This is a genomic window from Mesorhizobium sp. WSM4904, assembly GCF_029674545.1.
Lineage (GTDB): Bacteria > Pseudomonadota > Alphaproteobacteria > Rhizobiales > Rhizobiaceae > Mesorhizobium.
In genome coordinates this window covers 2,207,263-2,225,463 of sequence record NZ_CP121354.1, presented here as the reverse complement: position 1 = coordinate 2,225,463, position 18,201 = coordinate 2,207,263, and the positions used below count along the sequence as shown (strand labels likewise).

Below are 18,201 nucleotides of genomic sequence, written 5' to 3'. Positions count from 1 at the left end.
TGTTTTGTCGAAGAATTTCGAAAACAAATACTGTCGGAATTTATCGGCTGTTAAACCAGGTACGCTATCTGGATTGGTGTCGCCAATTGCCGGCAGACATGAGGGGAAGAACATCGTCTCAACCGACGGATGAGCCGGTCGGACAGACGCCGACGGGGTCGCGGCAGGCTCCATGGAAATGCGATGAAGCTCTCGTCGACGGATGCCGGCCCTCGTCTCATCGGGCTGGTCTGGCCTTTCATCGTGGTCGTCCTGATCCAGGCCCTGGTGGCCAGCCTCAGCCTCTATACACTATCGGCCGTTCGCGCCTATGTCGGCGGCGAGAGCCAATGGTCGAAGGGGCAGAAGCACGCCATCTATTTGCTCAGCCTCTATGCCGATACCGGCAACGCGGAATATTTCCGCGAATACCGCCAGGCCATCGCCGTGCCGCTCGCCGATCGCTCGGCCAGGCTTGCGCTCGAAAAGACCAACCCTGACACCGAAGCGGCGCGGCTGGGTTTCCTCGGCGGCAACAACCATGCCGACGACGTTGCCGGCCTGATCTGGCTGTTTCGGAATTTCCGTCGCGTCAGCTACCTCGACATCGCCATCCGGCACTGGACGGAGGCCGACGAGATGATCCTCGCCATCGAGAAGCTTGGCGACGATATGCACAGAAGGCTCGAAGAAGACCCCGCGTCGCAGGCGGAGATCAGCGCCTGGAAAGCCGACATCCACCAGCTCGATGACCGGATCGGACCCTTGTCCAAGGCCTTCTCCGACAGCCTCGGCGAAGGCTCGCGCGTCATCAAGATGGCGCTGACGGCCGCCAACCTCGTCACCGCGGCGCTGCTTATCCTGCTGGCGGTATGGCGCACGCGAAAGCTGATGGCTCAGCGGCAGGCCTTCCGAAGCGCCTTGAACGCCGAGCGCGAGCGCGCGCAGATCACGCTGGCCTCGATCGGCCAGGCCGTCATCAGCACCGATGCGGCCGGGCGGCTGGATTACATGAATGCCGTCGCCGAGCGCCTGCTAGCCTGTCCTCTGGACGCCGCCAAGGGCAAGCCCATCGCCTCGCTGTTCCGGCTGATCGACAAGGACAGCGGTGTCGAGGAAATCGACCTGATACCGCGCCTCCTGGCCGGCGAGCCGCGCCGTTCCAACGTGCGGCCGCAGCTCCTGGAGCGCCCCGACCGTTCGGTCGTGCCTGTCGCGCTCAACGGTGCGCCGCTCAGCGTCTCCGGCAAGATTGTCGGCGCCGTTCTCGCGTTGCACGACATGTCCCGCGAGCAGGACTTCATCGAGCGCCTGTCATGGCAAGCATCGCATGATGCGCTCACCGGCCTCGTCAACCGCCGCGACTTCGAGACCCGGCTGGCAGGCGCGATTGCGGAGCCGCCGGAGAGACCGCGCGCGCATGCGCTGATGTATCTCGACCTCGACCAGTTCAAGCTGGTCAACGACACTTGCGGCCATGCGGCCGGCGATCAGCTGCTGCGCCAGATCTCGGTGCTGCTCCTCAATGAGTTGCCCACCGGCGACATACTGGCCAGGCTTGGTGGCGATGAGTTCGGCGTGCTGCTCTTCGATTGCGACACCGGCTGCGCCGTCACCACGGCGGAACGGCTGCGCGCCACCGTCCAGGATCTGCATTTTTCCTGGGAAGGCCGGCCCTTCAACATCAGCGTCAGCATCGGCATGGTCGAGATCGCCGATTGCGGCATGTCGCTGGAGGAAGTGCTGCGCGCCGCCGATGTCGCCTGCTACATGGCGAAGGAAAAGGGGCGCAACCGGGTTCAGCTTCACAGCGACAGCGATACGGCGCTGCGCGAACGCTTCGGCGAGATGGCCTGGGTCCAGCGCCTGCATGCCGCGCTCGACGAGGATCGCTTCAGGCTGCATGCGCAGGAGATCTCGCCGCTGCGTGAGAATGTCGCCGAGGTTGGCGCGCACATCGAAATCTTGCTGAGATTGACCGACGAGGACGGCAACTTCGTCACGCCGCAGAGTTTCATCCCCGCGGCCGAGCGCTACGGGCTGATGCCGGCGATCGACCGCTGGGTGGTGCGCAACACATTCCGAATTCTCGCGGCCAGGCTTGCCGATCCGCGCGCCATGCCGATATCCACCTGCGCCATCAACCTTTCCGGCGCCAGCTTCGGCGACGAGACGTTCCTCGGCTTCATGCGCGAGCAGTTGGCCGCCCATGGCATCGCGCCCGGAACGATCTGCCTGGAGATCACCGAGACCAGCGCCATTGCCAACCTGACGGAAGCCATGCGCTTCATCGCCGACCTGCGCGGCTTGGGCTGCCGCTTCGCCCTCGACGATTTCGGCTCCGGCATGTCGTCTTTCGCCTATCTGAAGCACCTGCCGGTCGATTACCTCAAGATCGACGGCGGTTTCGTCAAGGACATGCTGGACGACCGCATCGACCGCGCCATGGTCGAGATGATCCACCACATCGGCAAGGTGACGGGAAAACGCACGATCGCCGAATTCGTCGAAAGCGAGGGCATCATGGAGGCTTTGCGAACGATCGGCGTCGACCACGCGCAGGGTTATGCGATCGCAAGGCCCCAGCCGTTCGACGCGACGACGGTTTTCCGCGGCGGCCGGATCGACGGGGACGCAAGCGCGGATTCCTCGGAAGGCTTGGCGCAGACGTTGCGCCGCAAGGTCGGTTGAAACGGTCGCCGGCGATTCTTCTTTCCGAAGCGTTCCTAGCCTGTCGCCCCTCCGGCCTGCCGCTCCAGCAGGATCGTCGGCTTGTCGTGATAGGTGGTCCGCAGCATTTCGCGATAGCCGTTCTTTTCGGCCACCTTGAGCGAAGCGCCGTTGTCGGGATCAATGATGCAGACGGTTTTGGCTCGCCCGAACACCGCGTCTCCCCAGGCGACGATGCGCCCGACGACCTCACTGGCAAGCCCCTGGCCATGCACGACGGAGGCCAGCGCCCAGCCGGCTTCTGGCACCCCTTCGATCGACGGCTCGATCTCGCGCTTGAGATCGTGGAACCCGGCCTCGCCAATGAAGCGGCCGGTCGCCTTGTCCTCGATCGCCCAGAACCCATAGCCGAGCAGCGACCAGAGCCCGGCATGGCGCAGGAAGCGCATCCAGCTTTCCTCGCGGGTGCGCGGCTTGCCGCTGATGAAACGGGTGATCCCGGGATCGGCCCACATCGCGACATAGGTCTCGAAATCATCGAGCCGATGCGCCCGCAACACGGTCCGCGCCGTCTCGAGGATCGGCACGCCTGCTTCCGTTCCAATGCTCATGGCATTCCCCTCCATTGAGGCGGCAGCGCTTAGCAAACCAGTGCGTTCGAACAAGGGCCAGGATCGCTCGGGATTATCCTCCACGCCAGGAAACGAGCGCGGTCATGTCGCCGACCGGCTGAGATTTCGGCATCTGGGATTCTCGACCGACGATGTTACTCTTTTGACGAAGCTGATTCAGCCATATCTCGCGGCGCCGTCCGAACACAGGAAAAGACCATGGACACCACCGACCTTCTGCTGGCAGTCGCCCACCACCTTCTGGTGTTCTCGCTCGCCGGCATCATCGGCGCCGAGTTCGTGCTGGTGCGTAGCGAGTTGGGGGCGGCGACGCTCAAGCGCCTTGCCGGCATCGACCGCCACTACGGCATCATCGCCACGCTGATCGTCGTCGTCGGCATCTGCCGGGTGTTCTTCGGCCTGAAGGGCTGGGAGTTCTACGTCTACAACTGGGTGTTCTGGGCCAAGATGGTCGCCTTCATCGTCGTCGGCCTGCTGTCGATCATCCCGACTGTTCGCATCATCGCCTGGAATAGGCAGGCGAGCGGCAATTCCTCCTTCTCGGTGCCGGCGGCTGAACTTGCCTCGGTGAAGAATTACGTCCGCGCCGAAGGCTTCATCTTCCTGCTCATCCCCGTCTTTGCCGCGGCGATGGCGCGCGGCTACGGCTATTAGTTCCTCGACATGGGATTTTGACAGGTTGCAGCCTGTAAAATTTCACGGCTCGTTTCCATGGAATCAGCGCGCCGTTTGAAATTAGCTGAAGCCTCCTAACCCCGACCGAAGAGCGCGGCGGAGCAGAATTCCGTACCGCAGCAGCGCTCATGCCTCATGGCAGGATCCTCGGGTCTGCGCCGCGTCGCTTCGCTCCTTGCTTCGCCCGAGGATGACGATCGCGACGGGCGTTTCGGCCAATCTCCACGGCATGCAACCTGCCAACACAAACCTGGCCGACCGGTCAAAGTTCCTGTGCTCGGAGGCTAAACCTAGGCAATTCCAGGAAATACTCTAAACCCCGACAGGAATCGTCTCCGTCAAGGGCGCGATCGGCACCAGCGGCGCCGGCACGTCGGTTGTCTTTTCCTTGGACTTGCAGATGTCGGCGATGACACAGGCCGGGCAATCGGGCTTGCGCGCCTTGCAGACATAGCGGCCGTGCAGGATCAGCCAGTGATGCGCGTGGCGCATATACTCGGCCGGAATCACTTTCAAGAGCCCCTGCTCGACCTGTTCCGGTGTCTTGCCGGGCGCCAGCCCGATCCGGTTGCCGATGCGGAAGATGTGCGTGTCGACCGCCATCGTGTGCTGGCCGAAGGCGACGTTGAGCACGACATTGGCGGTCTTGCGCCCCACGCCGGGAAGCTTGATCAGCTCGTCGCGATCTTCGGGCACCTTGCCGGCATGGTCGTCGATCAGCGCCTTCGAAAGCGCGATCACGTTCTTGGCCTTGTTGCGCCACAGCCCGATGGTGCGGATGTAGTCGCCGACCTTGGCCTCGCCGAGCGCCAGCATCTTTTGCGGCGTGTCGGCGGCTGAAAACAGCGGCTTCGTCGCCTTGTTGACGCCGGCATCGGTCGCCTGCGCCGACAGCACCACCGCGATCAGCAACGTGAAAGGGTTGATATAGTCGAGCTCGCCCTTCGGCTCGGGCCGCTGCACGGAGAAGCGCCGGAAGATCTCTTGCACCTCGGCGGGAGTGTAGAGCGAGCGCGGTCCGCCCTTGCGGGGCGGCGCCTTTGCTTTCGCGCCATTGCCCGAGGCGGAGGCTGATTGCTTTTTGACGGGCGAGGAATTTTTGGACTTGGGGGGCGCCATTTCCTTCCTATAATATCTTGCCATGAGCGACACAAACGCCTCGTTCGAAGCCGACAAGCCATTCTTCCAGGCCCTGCTGACGCCGCATCGTTCCCTCGGCCGCACCGGCTTTCTGATATTGATGGGCGCGCTGATGTTCGGCTGGGCGGTCGCCGGCGCGATCTTCCTGGCGCATGGCGCATGGCCGGTCTTCGGCTTCTTCGGGCTCGACGTGGCCGCCGTCTACATCGCCTTCCGCGTCAACTACCGCGCCGCGCGCGCTCGCGAGGAAATATCGGTCTCGCGCACCAGCCTCGACATCCGCAAGACGGCGCCGTCGGGCCGCTGCGAGGATCATCGCTTCAACCCGTTCTGGACGCGGTTCTCGATCGCCCGCCACGCCGAGATCGGCATCACCAGAATGGCCGTCGAGGCGCAGGGCAGGAGCGTTTCGATCGGCGGCTTCCTCAACCCGGATGACCGCGAGAGTTTCGCGACGGCCTTTTCGCGCGCACTGGCGACCGCCAAGGCGCGCTGAGCCAACGCGTGTCAAAACCGGTATCGCAACAGCCTGCCGATCTTGCGCAGCGCCGGAATGTATTTCCAGAGGCGAACGAACAGTTTCGCGCGCAGGCGCATGTGCCCGCCATGCTCCGGTCTGTAGGCCGGAACCTCTTCGACGAACCGCAGCTTCGGAACTGCTCGCTCCAACTCGCGCGGATCCTCGATCGCCCAGTGGACCTCGGCGCCGGTCGCCTTGACGGCCGGATTGAGGCGAACCAGCGCCAGGCCGAAACGGCTGTAGGCGTCGAACATCAATTCGCCGCCGGCAAGATGCGCAGCGAGCCGTGAGAACAAACGCGGCCCTTCGTCGGCCGCGAGATAAGGCGTCAGCCCTTCCGCCACCACGATCGCCGGCCGATTGCGCGGCACCTCGGCCAGCCAATCCGGCTCGGTCACCGACGAGGCGATGAAGTGATAGCGATCCCTGAGCGGGTAAAGCTTGCGCCTGAGCGCGATGACGTCCGGGTAATCGACGTCGAACCAGTCCACGCCTTGCGGCGGATCGACGCGAAAAACGCGTGTATCGAGCCCGCATCCCAGATGCAGCACGATCGCGTCGGGATTTCTGGCAATGAAGTCCTGAACGGCGACATCCAGCGTCTTGGCCCTGATGGCGAAGCCAAGGCCGAGATTGCCGTCGACCATGAGCCTGGAAAAATCATAATCTATCTTGCGCACCGCCGCGTCGGCGAAGTGGTCGTTAAGCAGCGAATGGGGCAGCCGGCTCTCCAGCGCCTTGCCGTAGAGTGTCATCAGCAGGGTCTCCCTCGCTCCGGTCAGACTTACCTTTTCGCCGGCCATGATTGCCCCTTCGGTTGCAGCCGATTCTATCTGGGTGCGGGCGAAGGGAAGGCAAGTTTCGGGTGGTGGCGAAGCACGGGAAGACCGATATTCGCGGCCAACGAGATATTGCCATGGGAGATATTGCCATGAACGCTCAGATGACCATGAATACCCGGATGCAACCGTCAGCGATCCTTCAGAACGACATCACCCCCGAAGGCAGCGACTACGAGATCGTGCGTCGCGCCATCGAGAAGATCAGCCTCGACTACCGCGATCAGCCCTCGCTGGAGGTTCTGGCCGAGGCGGTCGGCGAGACGCCGACCGGCCTGCAGAAACTGTTCACGCGCTGGGCCGGCCTGTCGCCCAAGGCTTTCCTGCAGGCAGTGACCCTCGACCATGCGCGCAGGCTGCTCGATTCCGGCATGCCGCTGCTGGAAACCTCGTTCGAGCTCGGCATGTCGGGACCTGGCCGGCTGCACGACCTTTTCGTCACACACGAGGCGATGTCGCCCGGCGACTACAAGACCCGCGGCGCCGGTCTCACCATCCGCTACGGCTACCACATCTCGCCCTTCGGCATCGCGCTGATCATGGTCACCGACCGCGGGCTGGCCGGCCTTGCCTTCTGCGATGCCGGCGGCGAGCGGGCTGCCTTTGCCGATATGTCCGGCCGCTGGCCGAACGCGACTTACGTCGAGGACATGTCGGCCACGCAGCCCTACGCCGCGCGCGTCTTCGATCCGACGAAATGGCGCGCCGACCAGCCGCTGCGCGTGGTGATGATCGGCACCGATTTCCAGCTGCGCGTCTGGGAGGCGCTGCTGCGCATCCCGATGGGCAAGGCCTGCACCTATTCCTCGATCGCGGCAAGCATCGGCCACCCGACCGCAAGCCGCGCGGTGGGTGCGGCGGTCGGCGCCAATCCGATGTCCTTCGTCGTCCCTTGCCACCGTGCCCTCGGCAAGTCCGGTGCCCTCACCGGCTACCACTGGGGCCTGACGCGCAAGCGTGCCATCCTTGGCTGGGAGGCGGGGCAGCTAGCTTGAAACCTCGATTTTTCCGCAGACCGTTGCGAAAAACCGTGGATCGCAATATAAACAAGTATAATTGGAACAGAACTTCCCCGATTATTTTGGCTGCACAACCGGCGACAACCTCTGGTTTCGCCGGTTGTATTGTCAATTGCTTGGCGCTATTATTTCACTTAACACTAAATTAACCATGATAAAGGGATGATGGCCCTAAGTTGAGCCGACCGTTCGGCTCGAAAGAGGGGTCTCGATGAAATTCCTTCGCGCCGCGTTGGCCGCAAGCCTGCTGGCCGCTTGCGCGGGCCAGACGGCACAGGCCGCCACAGGAAATGTGCTGTTCAACGGCACCATCACCGCCACCTGCACGATCACGATCAATTCCAACGGCACGATGACCGTCAGCAGCAATCTTCAGTCGCTGAGCTCGCACAATGCCGGCGGCTCGGCCGGCAGCGCCCAGGTCGACACCACGGGCGGTGTCACGCTCAGCGTCGACCCGGTCACGTCCACCACCGTGCCGGCCTCGGATACCACCGCCACGACATGGACGCCGACCTTCGCCACCACCGGTGCGCAGACGATTGCGGAAACCGGCACCGCGACCGCGCTGACGGTACCGGGCACATCGACGGTCGCCGTCAACCTTGCCGGCACCAAGAGCGGCACGAACCGCTTCTCCGCCGGCAACTACCAGGCCACCGTGACACTGCGCTGCGAATAGCCATCTCGCGAAAGGAGCGGTCTTTGAGAACGATTGGATACCTGGCGGCGGCGCTGGCCGTCGTGCTGTCCCCAATTGCCGCGACGAGCCAGTCGATGACGCCGATGCGAGGCGAGGTCAGATCCTTCACGGATGCGTTCGCGGTGCGGGTGTTCCCCGGCAACCCGTACGACCAGCGCATTCGCGTCGAGGTCCATGTCTATGACCAGGATTTCCGGCCGGTCGACGCCAAGATCACGCCCAGCGCCTTTCTTCTGGCCGGCCAGGCATCGCGTCCGGTGCTGGTGGTCGTGCCCTTCGATGGGGCGAACGAGCGTAAAGTGCGTATCTGTACCGAGAGTATCCCCTTTCCAAGCGAGCAGACGCAGATAAGGGCACAGATATGCGGAAAGTTCTTCGGACATCGCAAGTCCTGACCCTCTCCCTGCTGCCTGCGTTGGCGGTCGTGAGTCAGGGGTTTGCCGAGGATATCCTGAACCTGAACCAAAACCAGACGGGGTTCAGCTTGCCCGGCGTCAGCCTGCCCCAGGGGCAGGACGAAGTCCATGCCAGCGACGGCACGACCTGCCGCTCAGCCGTTTCCGGCAGCGGCGCCTATCTCGACCTCGGTGTCATCCGGGGCAACAACACCAGCAGCCAGTCGAACAGCGACATCGCCACCTACGGCCGCGTGGTGATCCCGATCGGGCGGACGCCGAAGCGCCTCGATTGCAGCCGCCTCTACGAGCTCGAGGTCGAACGCCTGCAGATGGAGTTGAAACTCCTCAAAATGGGTGTGGGCGCCGACGGCCAGACGGGAAGCGTGGCGCCGGCCGCGCCCCAGGCTGCATCGGCCGGATGGGCCAATGAAGGCTGGACCATCAGAGGCACAAAAGGCAGTGACAAGAAAAAGAAGAAGAAATAGCCGCGCCCTGCTTGCCATGGCAGTGCTGGCCACCTTTTGCGCGCCCGCGCAGGCCGCGATCGTCGGCACCTGCACCATCGTCGTCGGCAGCTCGGGAACGATGAAGGCAAACCCCTCCATCAACATATTCGGCTCCAAGCAAGCGGGCGGGTCGAGCGCCACTGCCACCGTCACGGCAAGCTCGCTTCTATGCACGATCCTCAACTTGCTCGACTGCTATTCCGTCTCCGCGCCGGCGCCGCTCGCCTTTACGTCCGCTCCCAGCGGCGGCGACACCAACGTCACTTTCGACACCGTCTTCCGCCTCGACGGCTCCGGACTCGATATTCCAGGCAGTTCGCCGCAGCGCGTCACCAATGGGACCCACTCCATCCAGGTCGACCTCACGGCGATGAAATCGCCCGGCGTCTTCCCGGCAGGCAATTATCAGGGCACGGTCACCGTGCGCTGCGAATGATGCTGTGGGCCGGCGGCGCGCATAAGCGACATGATCTGGTAACCGGCCCTCTTTGCGGCTAGCCTCGCGCAATCAATTGCGTAAAAGCAAGGACTTGGACCGGTTCAGCCTTTTGTCGAAGGCCAACCCGCTCCGGCAGGAGGCTTTCCTTGATCATCATCATCGGCTCGATCAACCTCGACCTGATCGCCAATGTCGATCGCTTGCCGGAACCTGGCGAGACGGTCCGCGGCTCCGGCTTCGCCACCGCGCCCGGCGGCAAGGGCGCCAACCAGGCGCTGGCTGCCGCCCGCGCTGGCGCTCTGGTCCGCATGGTGGGCGCCGTCGGCAAGGACAGCTTTGCCGCCGAGGCGCTGGCGCTGCTGAAAGCCGGAAGTGTCGATCTTTCCGGCGTCGGCGAGAGTTTCGCCTCCACAGGCACCGCGCTGATCCTGGTCGGTGCCGACGGCGAGAACGTGATCGCCGTGGTGCCCGGCGCCAATGACTCCGTGCTGCCGGGCGACATCGCCAAGGCTCATCTGAAGAAGGGTGACGTCGTGCTTTTGCAGCACGAGATTCCTCTGCAGACGGTGGAAGCGGCACTCGATGCGGCACGCTCGGCGGGCGCCGTCAGCGTGCTCAACACCGCGCCTTTCCGCGCCGAGGCCGCAGGTTTTCTCGGCAAGGCCGACTATGCCGTCGCCAACGAGACCGAGTTCGACCTCTATGGCGAGGCGCTGGCGCTCCCCGGGCGCGACCGGCAGGCGCGGATGCGCGGCTATGCCCAAAAGACCGGTCGCGCCATCGTCGTCACGCTCGGCGGCGAAGGCGTGCTGGCGGCCACTCCCGATCAGTTCCTCGCCGTTCCGGCGCTGAGGATCACCCCGGTCGACACGGTCGGCGCCGGCGATACCTTTTGCGGCTATTTCGGCGCCGGTCTGTCGTCCGGCCTTTCGCTCGAACAGGCGCTCACGCGCGCTGCAGCGGCAGGCTCGCTCGCCTGCCTGAAGCCGGGCGCGCAGCCGGCGATCCCGCTGGCGAAGGATGTCGAAGCCGCCCTGGCCGCACGGTGAAAGCGATGCGCCCTGCAACCAAGCATGCCGTGCCGGCGGCCAGCGAGATTTGCCGCCTGTCCGCCGTGGAGCTGGCCGACAGGATCAGGCAACGCGATCTGTCGGTGCGCGAAGTCGTCAGCGCCTTCCTCGACCGCGTCGAGGCGGTGAACCCGCTGGTCAACGCCATCGTGTCGCTGCGCGATCGCGCCGACATCGTCGCCGAAGCCGACAGGGCCGATGCTCATTTGGCGCGGGGCGGCGCGGCCGGATCGCTGTTCGGCCTGCCGATCGCCATCAAGGACCTTGCCCAGACCAAGGGCCTGAGGACGACCTTCGGCTCGCCGATCTTCGCCGATTTCGTTCCACAGGAGGACGATTTCTTCGTCGAGCGCCTTCGCAAGGCCGGCGCCATCATCATCGGCAAGACCAATGTTCCGGAATTCGGCCTGGGTTCCAACACCTACAACAACGTGTTCGGGCCGACGTTCAACGCCTTCGATACGACGCTTACCGCCGGCGGCTCGAGCGGCGGCGCGGCGGTAGCGCTGGCGCTAGACATGGTGCCGGTCGCCGACGGGAGCGACTTCGGCGGCTCGCTGCGCAACCCCGCCGCCTTCAACAACGTCTATGGCTTCCGCCCTTCGCAGGGTCTGGTGCCGGCCGGGCCCGACATCGATGTCTTCCACGCCCAGATGGGCGTGGAAGGGCCGATGGGCCGGAACGTCGCCGACATCGCGCTGCTGCTCGACGAACAGGCCGGCTATCATCCACGGGCGCCATTGTCGCACGACAAGCCGGGCTCCTTCCTCGAAGGCTTGCGCACGAAGACCACCGGCGGTCGCATTGCGTGGCTCGGCGATCTTGGCGGCCACCTGCCGATGGAGCCTGGGATCCTCGAGCTTTGCGAAGGCGCGCTGGCCCGCTTCACCGAGGCATCCTTCCATGCCGAGCCGCTGGTGCCGGATGTCGATCTCGAGGCGCTGTGGCAGGCCTTCGTGACGCTGCGCCAGGCGAGCAGCGGCTGCGGGCTGAAGGCGCACTATGACGATCCGGAAAAACGCAAGCTGCTGAAGCCGGAAGCGGTTTGGGAAGTCGAGCAGGCGATACGCCTCAGCGCGCCGCAGGTCCATGCGGCCACCGTCCGGCGCTCCTCATGGCACCGCACGCTGTTGTCGCTGTTCGAGCGCTTCGATCTCATCGTCTTGCCGACCGCGCAGGTCTTCCCATTCGACGTGACCACTCATTGGCCGAAGGAAGTCGCCGGCCGGGCCATGGACAGCTATCACCGCTGGATGCAGGTCTCGGCCCTCGCCACCCTGGGCGGCTGCCCGGCGCTCAACGTGCCGGTCGGCTTCGACGGCAAGGGCCGTCCGATGGGCATGCAGTTGATCGGCCGTCCGCGCGGCGACCTCGCCGTGCTCCAAGCCGGCGCCGCCTATGAGGCGACGCTGCCCTGGCCGGCGGGCGCTGGCTGAAGCAATTCCCGAGAAGTGAGGCGGTTTCTCATCCGGAATTGCATCAAGCCAAATAGCTGGAACAGTTCGACGCGATCATGTTGAACTGCTCCACTGTCACATCGCAACTGGGGCTGGTTTGGCGAATTCGCCGACCTCGCCGTCGGCGATGTCCAGCCACACGTCGCGGTCGATGATCAGTGTCGCCGTGTTGCGGCCCGTTCCGCAGACAATCTCGTCCAGCCCAAGCACCGCGCGGTCGATAAGCACACGAGCGCTGCCGATCGGCAGCGGCACGATGCCGCCCTGCTCCATGTCCAGTTCCCTGCGCACGCTTTGCGCGTCGGCGAGCCACAGGTCGGCCCTGCGCAACCCGAGCGCGTCGGCGATCTTCTTATAGTCCGCCCGGTCGGCGGCTCTCAGCGCGACGATCGCGAAGCCGCCAGGCCGCGCGAAGGTCAGGCCCTTGACCATGTTCGCCGGATCCAGCGACAGGATCGTCTTGGCATCCTCGAATGAGATCAGCGGCGCATGCGTCTCGACTTGGTAACGCGCGCCGCGTTCCTCCAGGAACCGCTTGACCGAAGGGCTCATGCGTCCGCCATCTCCGCCAGTGGCACCGCGGTCGCTTTTTCGGCCCAGCGAAACCGCGCCGTGAAGTGGCGCAAGATCGGCGGCTCATACGCGAAGTCAAGGCCGCGGATCGTCTTTGCCCGCTTCGCGACCGCGATCAGCGCATCGGCGATGTAGTCCATATGGTCGTTGGTGTAGACACGGCGCGGGATGGTGAGGCGCAGGAGTTCGAGCGGCGATTTCTCCTGTTTGCCGGTCGCAGGGTCGCGGCCCAGCATCAGCGAGCCGATCTCGACAGCCCGGATGCCGGCCTCCAGATAAAGCTCGCAGGCGAGAGCATGGGCCGGAAAGCGATCAGCCGAGACATGAGGCAGCATCGCAGCGCCGTCGACGAAAACGGCGTGGCCGCCGGTCGGGTACTGGATCGGCACGCCCGCTTGCCGCAGCCGTTCGCCGAGATAGGCGACCTGGCCGACGCGGTATGCGAGATAATCGGTCTCGACCGCCTCATCGAGGCCAATGGCGATCGCCTCCATGTCACGGCCGGCAAGGCCGCCATAGGTGATGAAGCCTTCCATCGGCACGCAGCGCACCTGCACCGCCCGGAACAGGCCGGCGTCCTGGCGGAAGGCGCAGAAGCCCCCGATATTAACCAGCCCGTCCTTCTTGGCCGAGAGCGTAAGCAGATCGCCATAGCACATCATTTCGCGCACGATGTCGCGGATGGAGCGGTCGGCATAACCCTCCTCACGCTGCTGGATGAACCACGCGTTTTCGGCAAAACGCGTGGCGTCGATCATCACCGGGATGCCGTGGTCACGCGCCAGTTCGGAGGCGGCCCTCAGATTGGCCATCGACACCGGCTGCCCGCCGGCGCTGTTGCAGGTCACCGTCGCGACGATACCGGCGACATTCTCCGCGCCATGCGTTTCGATCGCCGCCGCCAGCGCGGCAAGGTCGAAATTGCCCTTCCAGTCGTCATAATGCGCGGTGTCGTTGGCGGCCTTGGTCAGCACATTGACGGCCTTGGCCCCGGCAAGCTCGACATGCGCCTTGGTCGTGTCGAAATGGTAGTTGGAGATGAAGACCGGCGCCCTTGAACCGCGGCGCTTCACCAATTCCGGAAAGACGATCTGTTCCGCGCCGCGGCCCTGATGGGTCGGAATCATGTAGGGATAGCCAAACAACCGCTCGACCGTTTCGGCAAGGCGGTAGAAGTTGCGGCTGCCGGCATAGGCTTCGTCGCCGAGCAGCAGCCCTGCCCACTGACGGTCGCTCATCGCTCCGGTGCCGCTATCGGTCAGGAGGTCAATGTAGACGTCTTCGCTCCTGAGCAGGAAGGCATTGAGCCCCGCCTCGGCAAGCGCCGTCTCGCGAAAGGCGCGATCGGTCATGCGGATCGGCTCGACCATCTTGATGCGGAAGGGTTCTGGAATGCGTTTGCTCATGACATGCTCCATCGTTGCGGCCTGAAGCGCCGCGCTCATTGCAGGATCGGTCGGTGAAATCAGGCAGCGAAGGCCGCGCGATAGGCTCCAGGCGGCACGCCGACACGCGCCTTGAAGATGCGGGTGAGATGCGCCTGGTCGCTGAAGCCGGTTGCCATCGCGGCCGACAGTGGATCGAAACCGCTGCGCAGCATCGCCTTGGCAGCGTCGACACGGCGATTGACCAGGAAGGCGTGCGGCGTCATCCCGGTCCTGCGATGGAAGGCGCGAATCAGCCGCTGACGCGACAGTCCGGCTTCAATAGCCAGTTCTTCCAGCGTCAGCCGCTCGGCGAAGCGCTCGGAGAGAAGCTCGACGATACGGGCGATAGGCCCCCGCTCGCCGCTGGAGCGAGGAAACCGCACTCCTGCATGCACCGACAGGCAGTAGACATAGGCGCAAAGCAACCTCTCCTGCGCCTCCATCTGCGAACACTTCTCCTCCCACAGGCGATGCGCGGCGAAGAACAGCGCGGCCCCTCGCGGATCGTGCACGATCGGCTCGCGGAATGTCGGCGTCCCGGCGCGGTCGAGCGAGGTGCTCTCAGTCGCGATCTCGCGTAGCAGGGCCGTCGACGGATAGCTGACGCGGTAGCTGAAACCGTCATTGGCCGGCGCGCCGTCATGCACCTCGAAAGGATTGTAGAGGGTGAGATCGCCTGCGCGGACTGCATGATTGCGCCCGCGGATGAAGATGGTGCCCGTGCCATGCGACAGCGCGCCGACGACGAAGGTGTCATGCGCATGCGGCTGGTAGCGATGGCGCTTGAAGGTTGCCGAAAGGCATTCGACCCCGCCCACCGGTGCGGTGAAATAGATCGCCTTCTCGTCCTGGCCCAGCGTGTTCATGGCCTTCTCCCTGCACTTGATAGACAGAAATCTAGCATCCCCGGGACCACCGGTATTGCACAAAGATATCACCGGCCGAATCCGCAAAAGCGCGGAAATCGGACGATAGGCCCCCAGGCGTTATTTCGTTGGCTTGCTTCCCTGGCTCATGCATTCTGGCGACCGCCTGCCAGCCCGCAGAGGTGCCGAGGGAAGATCATGTCGCTGGAACTCTACGCCACCTATGTCGTCGCCTGCATCGTCATCGTCCTGGTACCCGGGCCGACGGTCACGCTGATCATCGCCAACAGCATGCGCCACGGCTCGAAGGCCGGTCTCGCCAATGTCGCCGGGACCCAGGCCGGCCTCGCCATCATGATCGCCATCGTCGGCATCGGCCTCAACACGCTGATCGCCGGCATGGGCCACTGGTTCGAGTGCGTCAGGCCGATCGGCGCCGCCTACCTGATCTGGATGGGCGTGCAGATGTTTCGCGCCAAAGGCACGCTGAACCCCGACGGATCGGCCAAGAAACCGCGCGGCGGCTTCTTCCTGCAGGGTTTCCTGGTGGCGATCTCCAATCCGAAGACGCTTGTCTTCTTCGGCGCCTTCTTCCCGCAATTCATCGCGCCGCTCGGCAATTACACGCTGCAGATCCTGGTCATGGGCCTGACAGCCATGGCCTTCGCCGCCCTGTCGGATTCCACCTACGCGCTTGCCGCCGGCCGCGCCGGACGCATCCTGTCGGCCAGCCGCGTCAAGCTGATGTCCCGGATCAGCGGCAGCTTCCTGGTCGGCGGCGGGCTGTGGCTGGCATTCTCGAAGGCGAAGTGAGCACCCTCTCCTTCTCCCCTTGTGGGGGAAGGAAAGGAGCTAGAGCCGCCCCAACCTCTCCACCAGCAGCGCGAAGAAGGCGTCGTGGTCGATGTCGCGCATCACCATAGCGTTCTTCTCGCGCTTGGTGACGCCCCACCAATCGATCACCGTCATGCCCATGGTGAGCTCGGAGGCCGTCTCGACGCTGACGTTGCAGCGGCGGCCCTTGAACAGCTCCGGCTTGATCAGATAGGCGATCACGCACGGGTCGTGCAGCGGCCCGCCGTCGGTGCCGTATTTTTCCTCGTCGTAGCGCTCGAAGAATTCCAGCATCTCGGCGGTCGCAGTGCCGACCTTGGTGCCGAGCTGGCGGAAGGCCTGCGTGCGCTTGGCCGAGGTCAGCGCCTTGTGGGTGACGTCGAGCGGCATCATCACGATCGGAATGCCCGACTTGAACACCACGTCTGCCGCCTGCGGATCGACATAGATGTTGAACTCGGCGGCCGGCGTGACGTTGCCGCCCTCGAAGAAGCCGCCGCCCATCAGTACGATTTCCTTGATGCGCGGCGCAATCCGCGGTTCGCGGATCAGCGCCAGGGCGATGTTGGTGAGCGGCCCGAGCGGGCAGAGCGTGATCGTGCCGCTCTCCTCGCGCATCAGCGTCTCGACGATGAAGTCGACGGCGTACTGCTCCTGCAGCGGCATGGTTGGTTCCGGCAGTTGCGGCCCGTTGAGGCCGGTCTTGCCATGCACTTCCTCGGCGGTGACGAGTTCGCGCGCCAGCGGGCGGATGGCGCCGGCATAGACCTTGACGTCGGGCCGACCGGCGAGCTCGCAGATCTTGCGGGCATTTTTCTCGGTGAGCTTCAGCGGCACGTTGCCGGCAACGGCGGTGATGCCGACGACCTCCAGCTCGGAGCTGCCGAGCGCCAGCAAGATGGCGACGGCATCGTCCTGGCCGGGATCCGTGTCGATGATGATCTTTCGTGACTGGGGCATTTCAATTCCTTTTTGGGGAGTCTTTTTGGGCGGGGTTTTGATGGCTTGAACTTGTTCGCGCGGCGGACCATATCAAGACCATCGGGAAAAATGCCATCCGGGTTTTTCCAGTTTATGTCGCTCTTGAGAGGACAGTGTAACATGAGCCGAATGACGCCCTTCTCCAGCCCGCTTCTCTTGGGTTTCGAATCCATGGAAAAGACGCTGGAGCGTCTGGCGAAGTCGGGTGACAGCTATCCTCCCTATAACATCGAGCGCCTGAGCGCCTCCGACGGCAATGCCGAGCGGCTGCGCATAACGCTTGCCGTGGCGGGTTTCGCCGAGAGCGACCTCGATGTCACCACGGAGGAAAACCAGCTGATCGTGCGCGGACGCCAGACCGACGACACCGAGCGCGAGTTCCTCCACCGCGGCATCGCCGCACGCCAGTTCCAGCGCTGCTTCGTGCTGGCCGATGGCATGCGGGTGGTCGGCGCGGAGCTGAAGAACGGCCTGTTGTCGATCGATCTCGACCGTCCGGAGGCCGAACGGCTGGTACGGAAAATAAACATATCGGTGAAAGACTGATCTTCGCCGATGGCTCTAAATGCGGGACGGCCGGAAGTGGCGTCTCGCGCCAAGGAGGCTTGAAAATGAACAGAATTGACGAAACTCTGACCATGACCAGCGGCGAATTCGCCCATCTCGGCGAAGGTTCGGTCGCTTACCTGAGGAAAGTATCGAGCGACGATCTGCGCGGCCGCTTCCCCGGCCTCGGCGAGATCGCGCCCGGCCTGGAACTGTGGGCGCTGTTTGCCGCCAACGGTCAGCCGATCCTGCTTTCCGATGCCCGTGACCGGGCGCTGGCGGGCGCGCTGGAGAACGATTTGACCACGGTCGCTATTCACTGACCTGGTCGTTCCCTGAATCGAAAAGGGCCGCTCCTGGCGGCCCCTGAAGGTTTTATCCCCAAAACAAGGCTTTATCCAAAGCTGAGCAAGCTTCAGGCCGCGTGCGAGGCCTGGGTATCCGACAACAGCGCGTGGATCGCCACGGCGTCGCGCGTCCCTCTGATCTTGGCCACCGTGTCGGCATCGCGCAGCACGCGCGCGATGCGCGACAGCGCCTTGAGATGGTCGGCGCCGGCGCCTTCGGGCGCAAGCAGCAGGAACACCAGATCGACCGGCTGGTCGTCGAGCGCCTCGAAATCGACCGGCGTCTCCAGCCGGGCGAACACGCCCGCGATCCGCTTCACGCCGGCGAGCTTGCCGTGCGGAATGGCGATGCCGTTGCCGACGCCGGTGGAGCCCAGCCGCTCGCGCTGCAGGATGGTGTCGAACACCTCCCGCTCCGGAATCCCGGAAATCGCCGCCGCCCTCTCCGACAGCAATTGCAGAAGCTGCTTTTTGGAATTCGCCTTCAACGCCGGCATGATAGCCGAGACGCTGATGAGATCGCTGAGATCCATGCTTGAAAAATCCCTTGCTCGCCTGCCGCGCCGGTCGTCCCCCTCGC

At 64.2% G+C, this 18,201-nt stretch carries 21 protein-coding genes; 13 read left to right on the top strand and 8 right to left on the bottom strand.

Going from position 1 to position 18,201, the window contains the following annotated elements; genetic code table 11:
- The first annotated feature begins 183 nt into the window (after window positions 1-183).
- Entirely contained in the window at window positions 184-2,670 is a 2,487-nt protein-coding gene (locus QAZ47_RS10605) for an EAL domain-containing protein (protein ID WP_278233199.1), read from the top strand.
- Between the two features lie 35 nt (window positions 2,671-2,705).
- Here the strand turns inward: QAZ47_RS10605 and QAZ47_RS10600 are convergent, their stop codons facing one another.
- A complete protein-coding gene (locus QAZ47_RS10600; protein ID WP_278233198.1) occupies window positions 2,706-3,260 on the bottom strand; it encodes a GNAT family N-acetyltransferase in 555 nt (184 codons plus the stop codon).
- A gap of 219 nt (window positions 3,261-3,479) precedes the next feature.
- Between QAZ47_RS10600 and QAZ47_RS10595 the strand changes: the two genes are divergently transcribed.
- A complete protein-coding gene (locus QAZ47_RS10595) occupies window positions 3,480-3,935 on the top strand; it encodes a DUF2214 family protein (protein ID WP_278233197.1) in 456 nt (151 codons plus the stop codon).
- Between the two features lie 333 nt (window positions 3,936-4,268).
- Here the strand turns inward: QAZ47_RS10595 and nth are convergent, their stop codons facing one another.
- Window positions 4,269-5,075, bottom strand: a complete 807-nt coding sequence (gene nth, locus QAZ47_RS10590; RefSeq protein WP_278233196.1) for an endonuclease III — start codon at window positions 5,073-5,075, stop codon at window positions 4,269-4,271.
- A gap of 22 nt (window positions 5,076-5,097) precedes the next feature.
- Between nth and QAZ47_RS10585 the strand changes: the two genes are divergently transcribed.
- On the top strand, window positions 5,098-5,592 hold the full coding sequence (locus QAZ47_RS10585; protein ID WP_278233195.1) for a DUF2244 domain-containing protein: 495 nt from the start codon (window positions 5,098-5,100) through the stop codon (window positions 5,590-5,592).
- An 11-nt stretch (window positions 5,593-5,603) separates the two neighbouring features.
- Here QAZ47_RS10585 and QAZ47_RS10580 read toward each other — a convergent pair whose 3' ends face one another.
- Window positions 5,604-6,371: a class I SAM-dependent methyltransferase gene (locus QAZ47_RS10580; RefSeq protein WP_278233194.1), complete on the bottom strand. Its 768-nt coding sequence runs from the start codon at window positions 6,369-6,371 to the stop codon at window positions 5,604-5,606.
- 176 nt (window positions 6,372-6,547) lie between these two features.
- Between QAZ47_RS10580 and QAZ47_RS10575 the strand changes: the two genes are divergently transcribed.
- The 7 genes from QAZ47_RS10575 (at window position 6,548) to QAZ47_RS10545 (ending at window position 12,026) form a co-directional block, all read left to right on the top strand.
- Window positions 6,548-7,450, top strand: coding sequence for a methylated-DNA--[protein]-cysteine S-methyltransferase (locus tag QAZ47_RS10575; protein WP_278206705.1), 903 nt, complete (start codon window positions 6,548-6,550; stop codon window positions 7,448-7,450).
- Between the two features lie 235 nt (window positions 7,451-7,685).
- Entirely contained in the window at window positions 7,686-8,156 is a 471-nt protein-coding gene (locus QAZ47_RS10570) for a hypothetical protein (RefSeq protein WP_278233193.1), read from the top strand.
- Window positions 8,157-8,179: 23 nt separating this feature from the next.
- The gene (locus QAZ47_RS10565; protein ID WP_278233192.1) at window positions 8,180-8,572 is read left to right on the top strand and encodes a hypothetical protein; all 393 of its coding nucleotides are present in this window, start codon (window positions 8,180-8,182) and stop codon (window positions 8,570-8,572) included.
- Window positions 8,539-9,060, top strand: a complete 522-nt coding sequence (locus QAZ47_RS10560) for a hypothetical protein (RefSeq protein WP_278206702.1) — start codon at window positions 8,539-8,541, stop codon at window positions 9,058-9,060. Before QAZ47_RS10565 ends, QAZ47_RS10560 begins: the two co-directional genes overlap by 34 nt.
- Before the next feature lie 16 nt (window positions 9,061-9,076).
- Window positions 9,077-9,517, top strand: a complete 441-nt coding sequence (locus QAZ47_RS10555; protein WP_278233191.1) for a hypothetical protein — start codon at window positions 9,077-9,079, stop codon at window positions 9,515-9,517.
- Window positions 9,518-9,666: 149 nt separating this feature from the next.
- Window positions 9,667-10,569 (top strand): ribokinase, encoded by a 903-nt coding sequence (locus QAZ47_RS10550; RefSeq protein WP_278233190.1) that lies wholly within the window; start codon window positions 9,667-9,669, stop codon window positions 10,567-10,569.
- A 5-nt stretch (window positions 10,570-10,574) separates the two neighbouring features.
- Window positions 10,575-12,026 (top strand): amidase, encoded by a 1,452-nt coding sequence (locus QAZ47_RS10545; RefSeq protein WP_278233189.1) that lies wholly within the window; start codon window positions 10,575-10,577, stop codon window positions 12,024-12,026.
- A 96-nt stretch (window positions 12,027-12,122) separates the two neighbouring features.
- On the opposite strand, the gene QAZ47_RS10540 is transcribed toward QAZ47_RS10545, so the two are convergent.
- Genes QAZ47_RS10540 through QAZ47_RS10530 form a run of 3 tightly spaced genes read right to left on the bottom strand, consistent with a single transcriptional unit; the run spans window position 12,123 to window position 14,913 of the window.
- Window positions 12,123-12,599 (bottom strand): YbaK/EbsC family protein, encoded by a 477-nt coding sequence (locus tag QAZ47_RS10540; RefSeq protein ID WP_278206698.1) that lies wholly within the window; start codon window positions 12,597-12,599, stop codon window positions 12,123-12,125.
- On the bottom strand, window positions 12,596-14,026 hold the full coding sequence (locus QAZ47_RS10535; protein ID WP_278233188.1) for a tryptophanase: 1,431 nt from the start codon (window positions 14,024-14,026) through the stop codon (window positions 12,596-12,598). Before QAZ47_RS10535 ends, QAZ47_RS10540 begins: the two co-directional genes overlap by 4 nt.
- 59 nt (window positions 14,027-14,085) lie before the next feature.
- The gene (locus QAZ47_RS10530; RefSeq protein ID WP_278206696.1) at window positions 14,086-14,913 is read right to left on the bottom strand and encodes an AraC family transcriptional regulator; all 828 of its coding nucleotides are present in this window, start codon (window positions 14,911-14,913) and stop codon (window positions 14,086-14,088) included.
- Between the two features lie 198 nt (window positions 14,914-15,111).
- On the opposite strand from QAZ47_RS10530, the gene QAZ47_RS10525 reads away from it, so the two are divergent.
- Entirely contained in the window at window positions 15,112-15,726 is a 615-nt protein-coding gene (locus QAZ47_RS10525; protein ID WP_278206695.1) for a LysE family translocator, read from the top strand.
- Between the two features lie 39 nt (window positions 15,727-15,765).
- Here QAZ47_RS10525 and QAZ47_RS10520 read toward each other — a convergent pair whose 3' ends face one another.
- Complete coding sequence (locus tag QAZ47_RS10520) at window positions 15,766-16,707, bottom strand: nucleoside hydrolase (protein ID WP_278206694.1); 942 nt, start codon at window positions 16,705-16,707, stop codon at window positions 15,766-15,768.
- Between the two features lie 141 nt (window positions 16,708-16,848).
- Here QAZ47_RS10520 and QAZ47_RS10515 point away from each other — a divergent pair, with 141 nt between their 5' ends.
- The gene (locus QAZ47_RS10515) at window positions 16,849-17,274 is read left to right on the top strand and encodes an Hsp20 family protein (protein ID WP_278206693.1); all 426 of its coding nucleotides are present in this window, start codon (window positions 16,849-16,851) and stop codon (window positions 17,272-17,274) included.
- Between the two features lie 65 nt (window positions 17,275-17,339).
- On the top strand, window positions 17,340-17,597 hold the full coding sequence (locus QAZ47_RS10510) for a DUF1150 family protein (protein WP_278073862.1): 258 nt from the start codon (window positions 17,340-17,342) through the stop codon (window positions 17,595-17,597).
- Between the two features lie 92 nt (window positions 17,598-17,689).
- On the opposite strand, the gene ptsN is transcribed toward QAZ47_RS10510, so the two are convergent.
- Window positions 17,690-18,154 carry a PTS IIA-like nitrogen regulatory protein PtsN gene (gene ptsN, locus QAZ47_RS10505; protein ID WP_027165361.1) on the bottom strand — a complete coding sequence of 155 codons (465 nt, stop codon included), beginning with the start codon at window positions 18,152-18,154 and terminating at the stop codon, window positions 17,690-17,692.
- Window positions 18,155-18,201: the final 47 nt, after the last annotated feature.

Coding starts and splice junctions, on each gene's coding strand:
- QAZ47_RS10525 (WP_278206695.1), top strand. CDS start 15,112: ATGTCGCTGGAACTCTACGCCACCTATGTCGTCGCCTGCATCGTCATC.
- QAZ47_RS10530 (WP_278206696.1), bottom strand. CDS start 14,913: ATGAACACGCTGGGCCAGGACGAGAAGGCGATCTATTTCACCGCACCG.
- QAZ47_RS10585 (WP_278233195.1), top strand. CDS start 5,098: ATGAGCGACACAAACGCCTCGTTCGAAGCCGACAAGCCATTCTTCCAG.
- nth (WP_278233196.1), bottom strand. CDS start 5,075: ATGGCGCCCCCCAAGTCCAAAAATTCCTCGCCCGTCAAAAAGCAATCA.
- QAZ47_RS10580 (WP_278233194.1), bottom strand. CDS start 6,371: ATGACACTCTACGGCAAGGCGCTGGAGAGCCGGCTGCCCCATTCGCTG.
- QAZ47_RS10520 (WP_278206694.1), bottom strand. CDS start 16,707: ATGCCCCAGTCACGAAAGATCATCATCGACACGGATCCCGGCCAGGAC.
- QAZ47_RS10570 (WP_278233193.1), top strand. CDS start 7,686: ATGAAATTCCTTCGCGCCGCGTTGGCCGCAAGCCTGCTGGCCGCTTGC.
- QAZ47_RS10515 (WP_278206693.1), top strand. CDS start 16,849: ATGAGCCGAATGACGCCCTTCTCCAGCCCGCTTCTCTTGGGTTTCGAA.
- QAZ47_RS10545 (WP_278233189.1), top strand. CDS start 10,575: ATGCGCCCTGCAACCAAGCATGCCGTGCCGGCGGCCAGCGAGATTTGC.
- QAZ47_RS10510 (WP_278073862.1), top strand. CDS start 17,340: ATGAACAGAATTGACGAAACTCTGACCATGACCAGCGGCGAATTCGCC.
- QAZ47_RS10600 (WP_278233198.1), bottom strand. CDS start 3,260: ATGAGCATTGGAACGGAAGCAGGCGTGCCGATCCTCGAGACGGCGCGG.
- QAZ47_RS10575 (WP_278206705.1), top strand. CDS start 6,548: ATGAACGCTCAGATGACCATGAATACCCGGATGCAACCGTCAGCGATC.
- QAZ47_RS10560 (WP_278206702.1), top strand. CDS start 8,539: ATGCGGAAAGTTCTTCGGACATCGCAAGTCCTGACCCTCTCCCTGCTG.
- QAZ47_RS10540 (WP_278206698.1), bottom strand. CDS start 12,599: ATGAGCCCTTCGGTCAAGCGGTTCCTGGAGGAACGCGGCGCGCGTTAC.
- QAZ47_RS10555 (WP_278233191.1), top strand. CDS start 9,077: ATGGCAGTGCTGGCCACCTTTTGCGCGCCCGCGCAGGCCGCGATCGTC.
- QAZ47_RS10535 (WP_278233188.1), bottom strand. CDS start 14,026: ATGAGCAAACGCATTCCAGAACCCTTCCGCATCAAGATGGTCGAGCCG.
- ptsN (WP_027165361.1), bottom strand. CDS start 18,154: ATGGATCTCAGCGATCTCATCAGCGTCTCGGCTATCATGCCGGCGTTG.
- QAZ47_RS10595 (WP_278233197.1), top strand. CDS start 3,480: ATGGACACCACCGACCTTCTGCTGGCAGTCGCCCACCACCTTCTGGTG.
- QAZ47_RS10605 (WP_278233199.1), top strand. CDS start 184: ATGAAGCTCTCGTCGACGGATGCCGGCCCTCGTCTCATCGGGCTGGTC.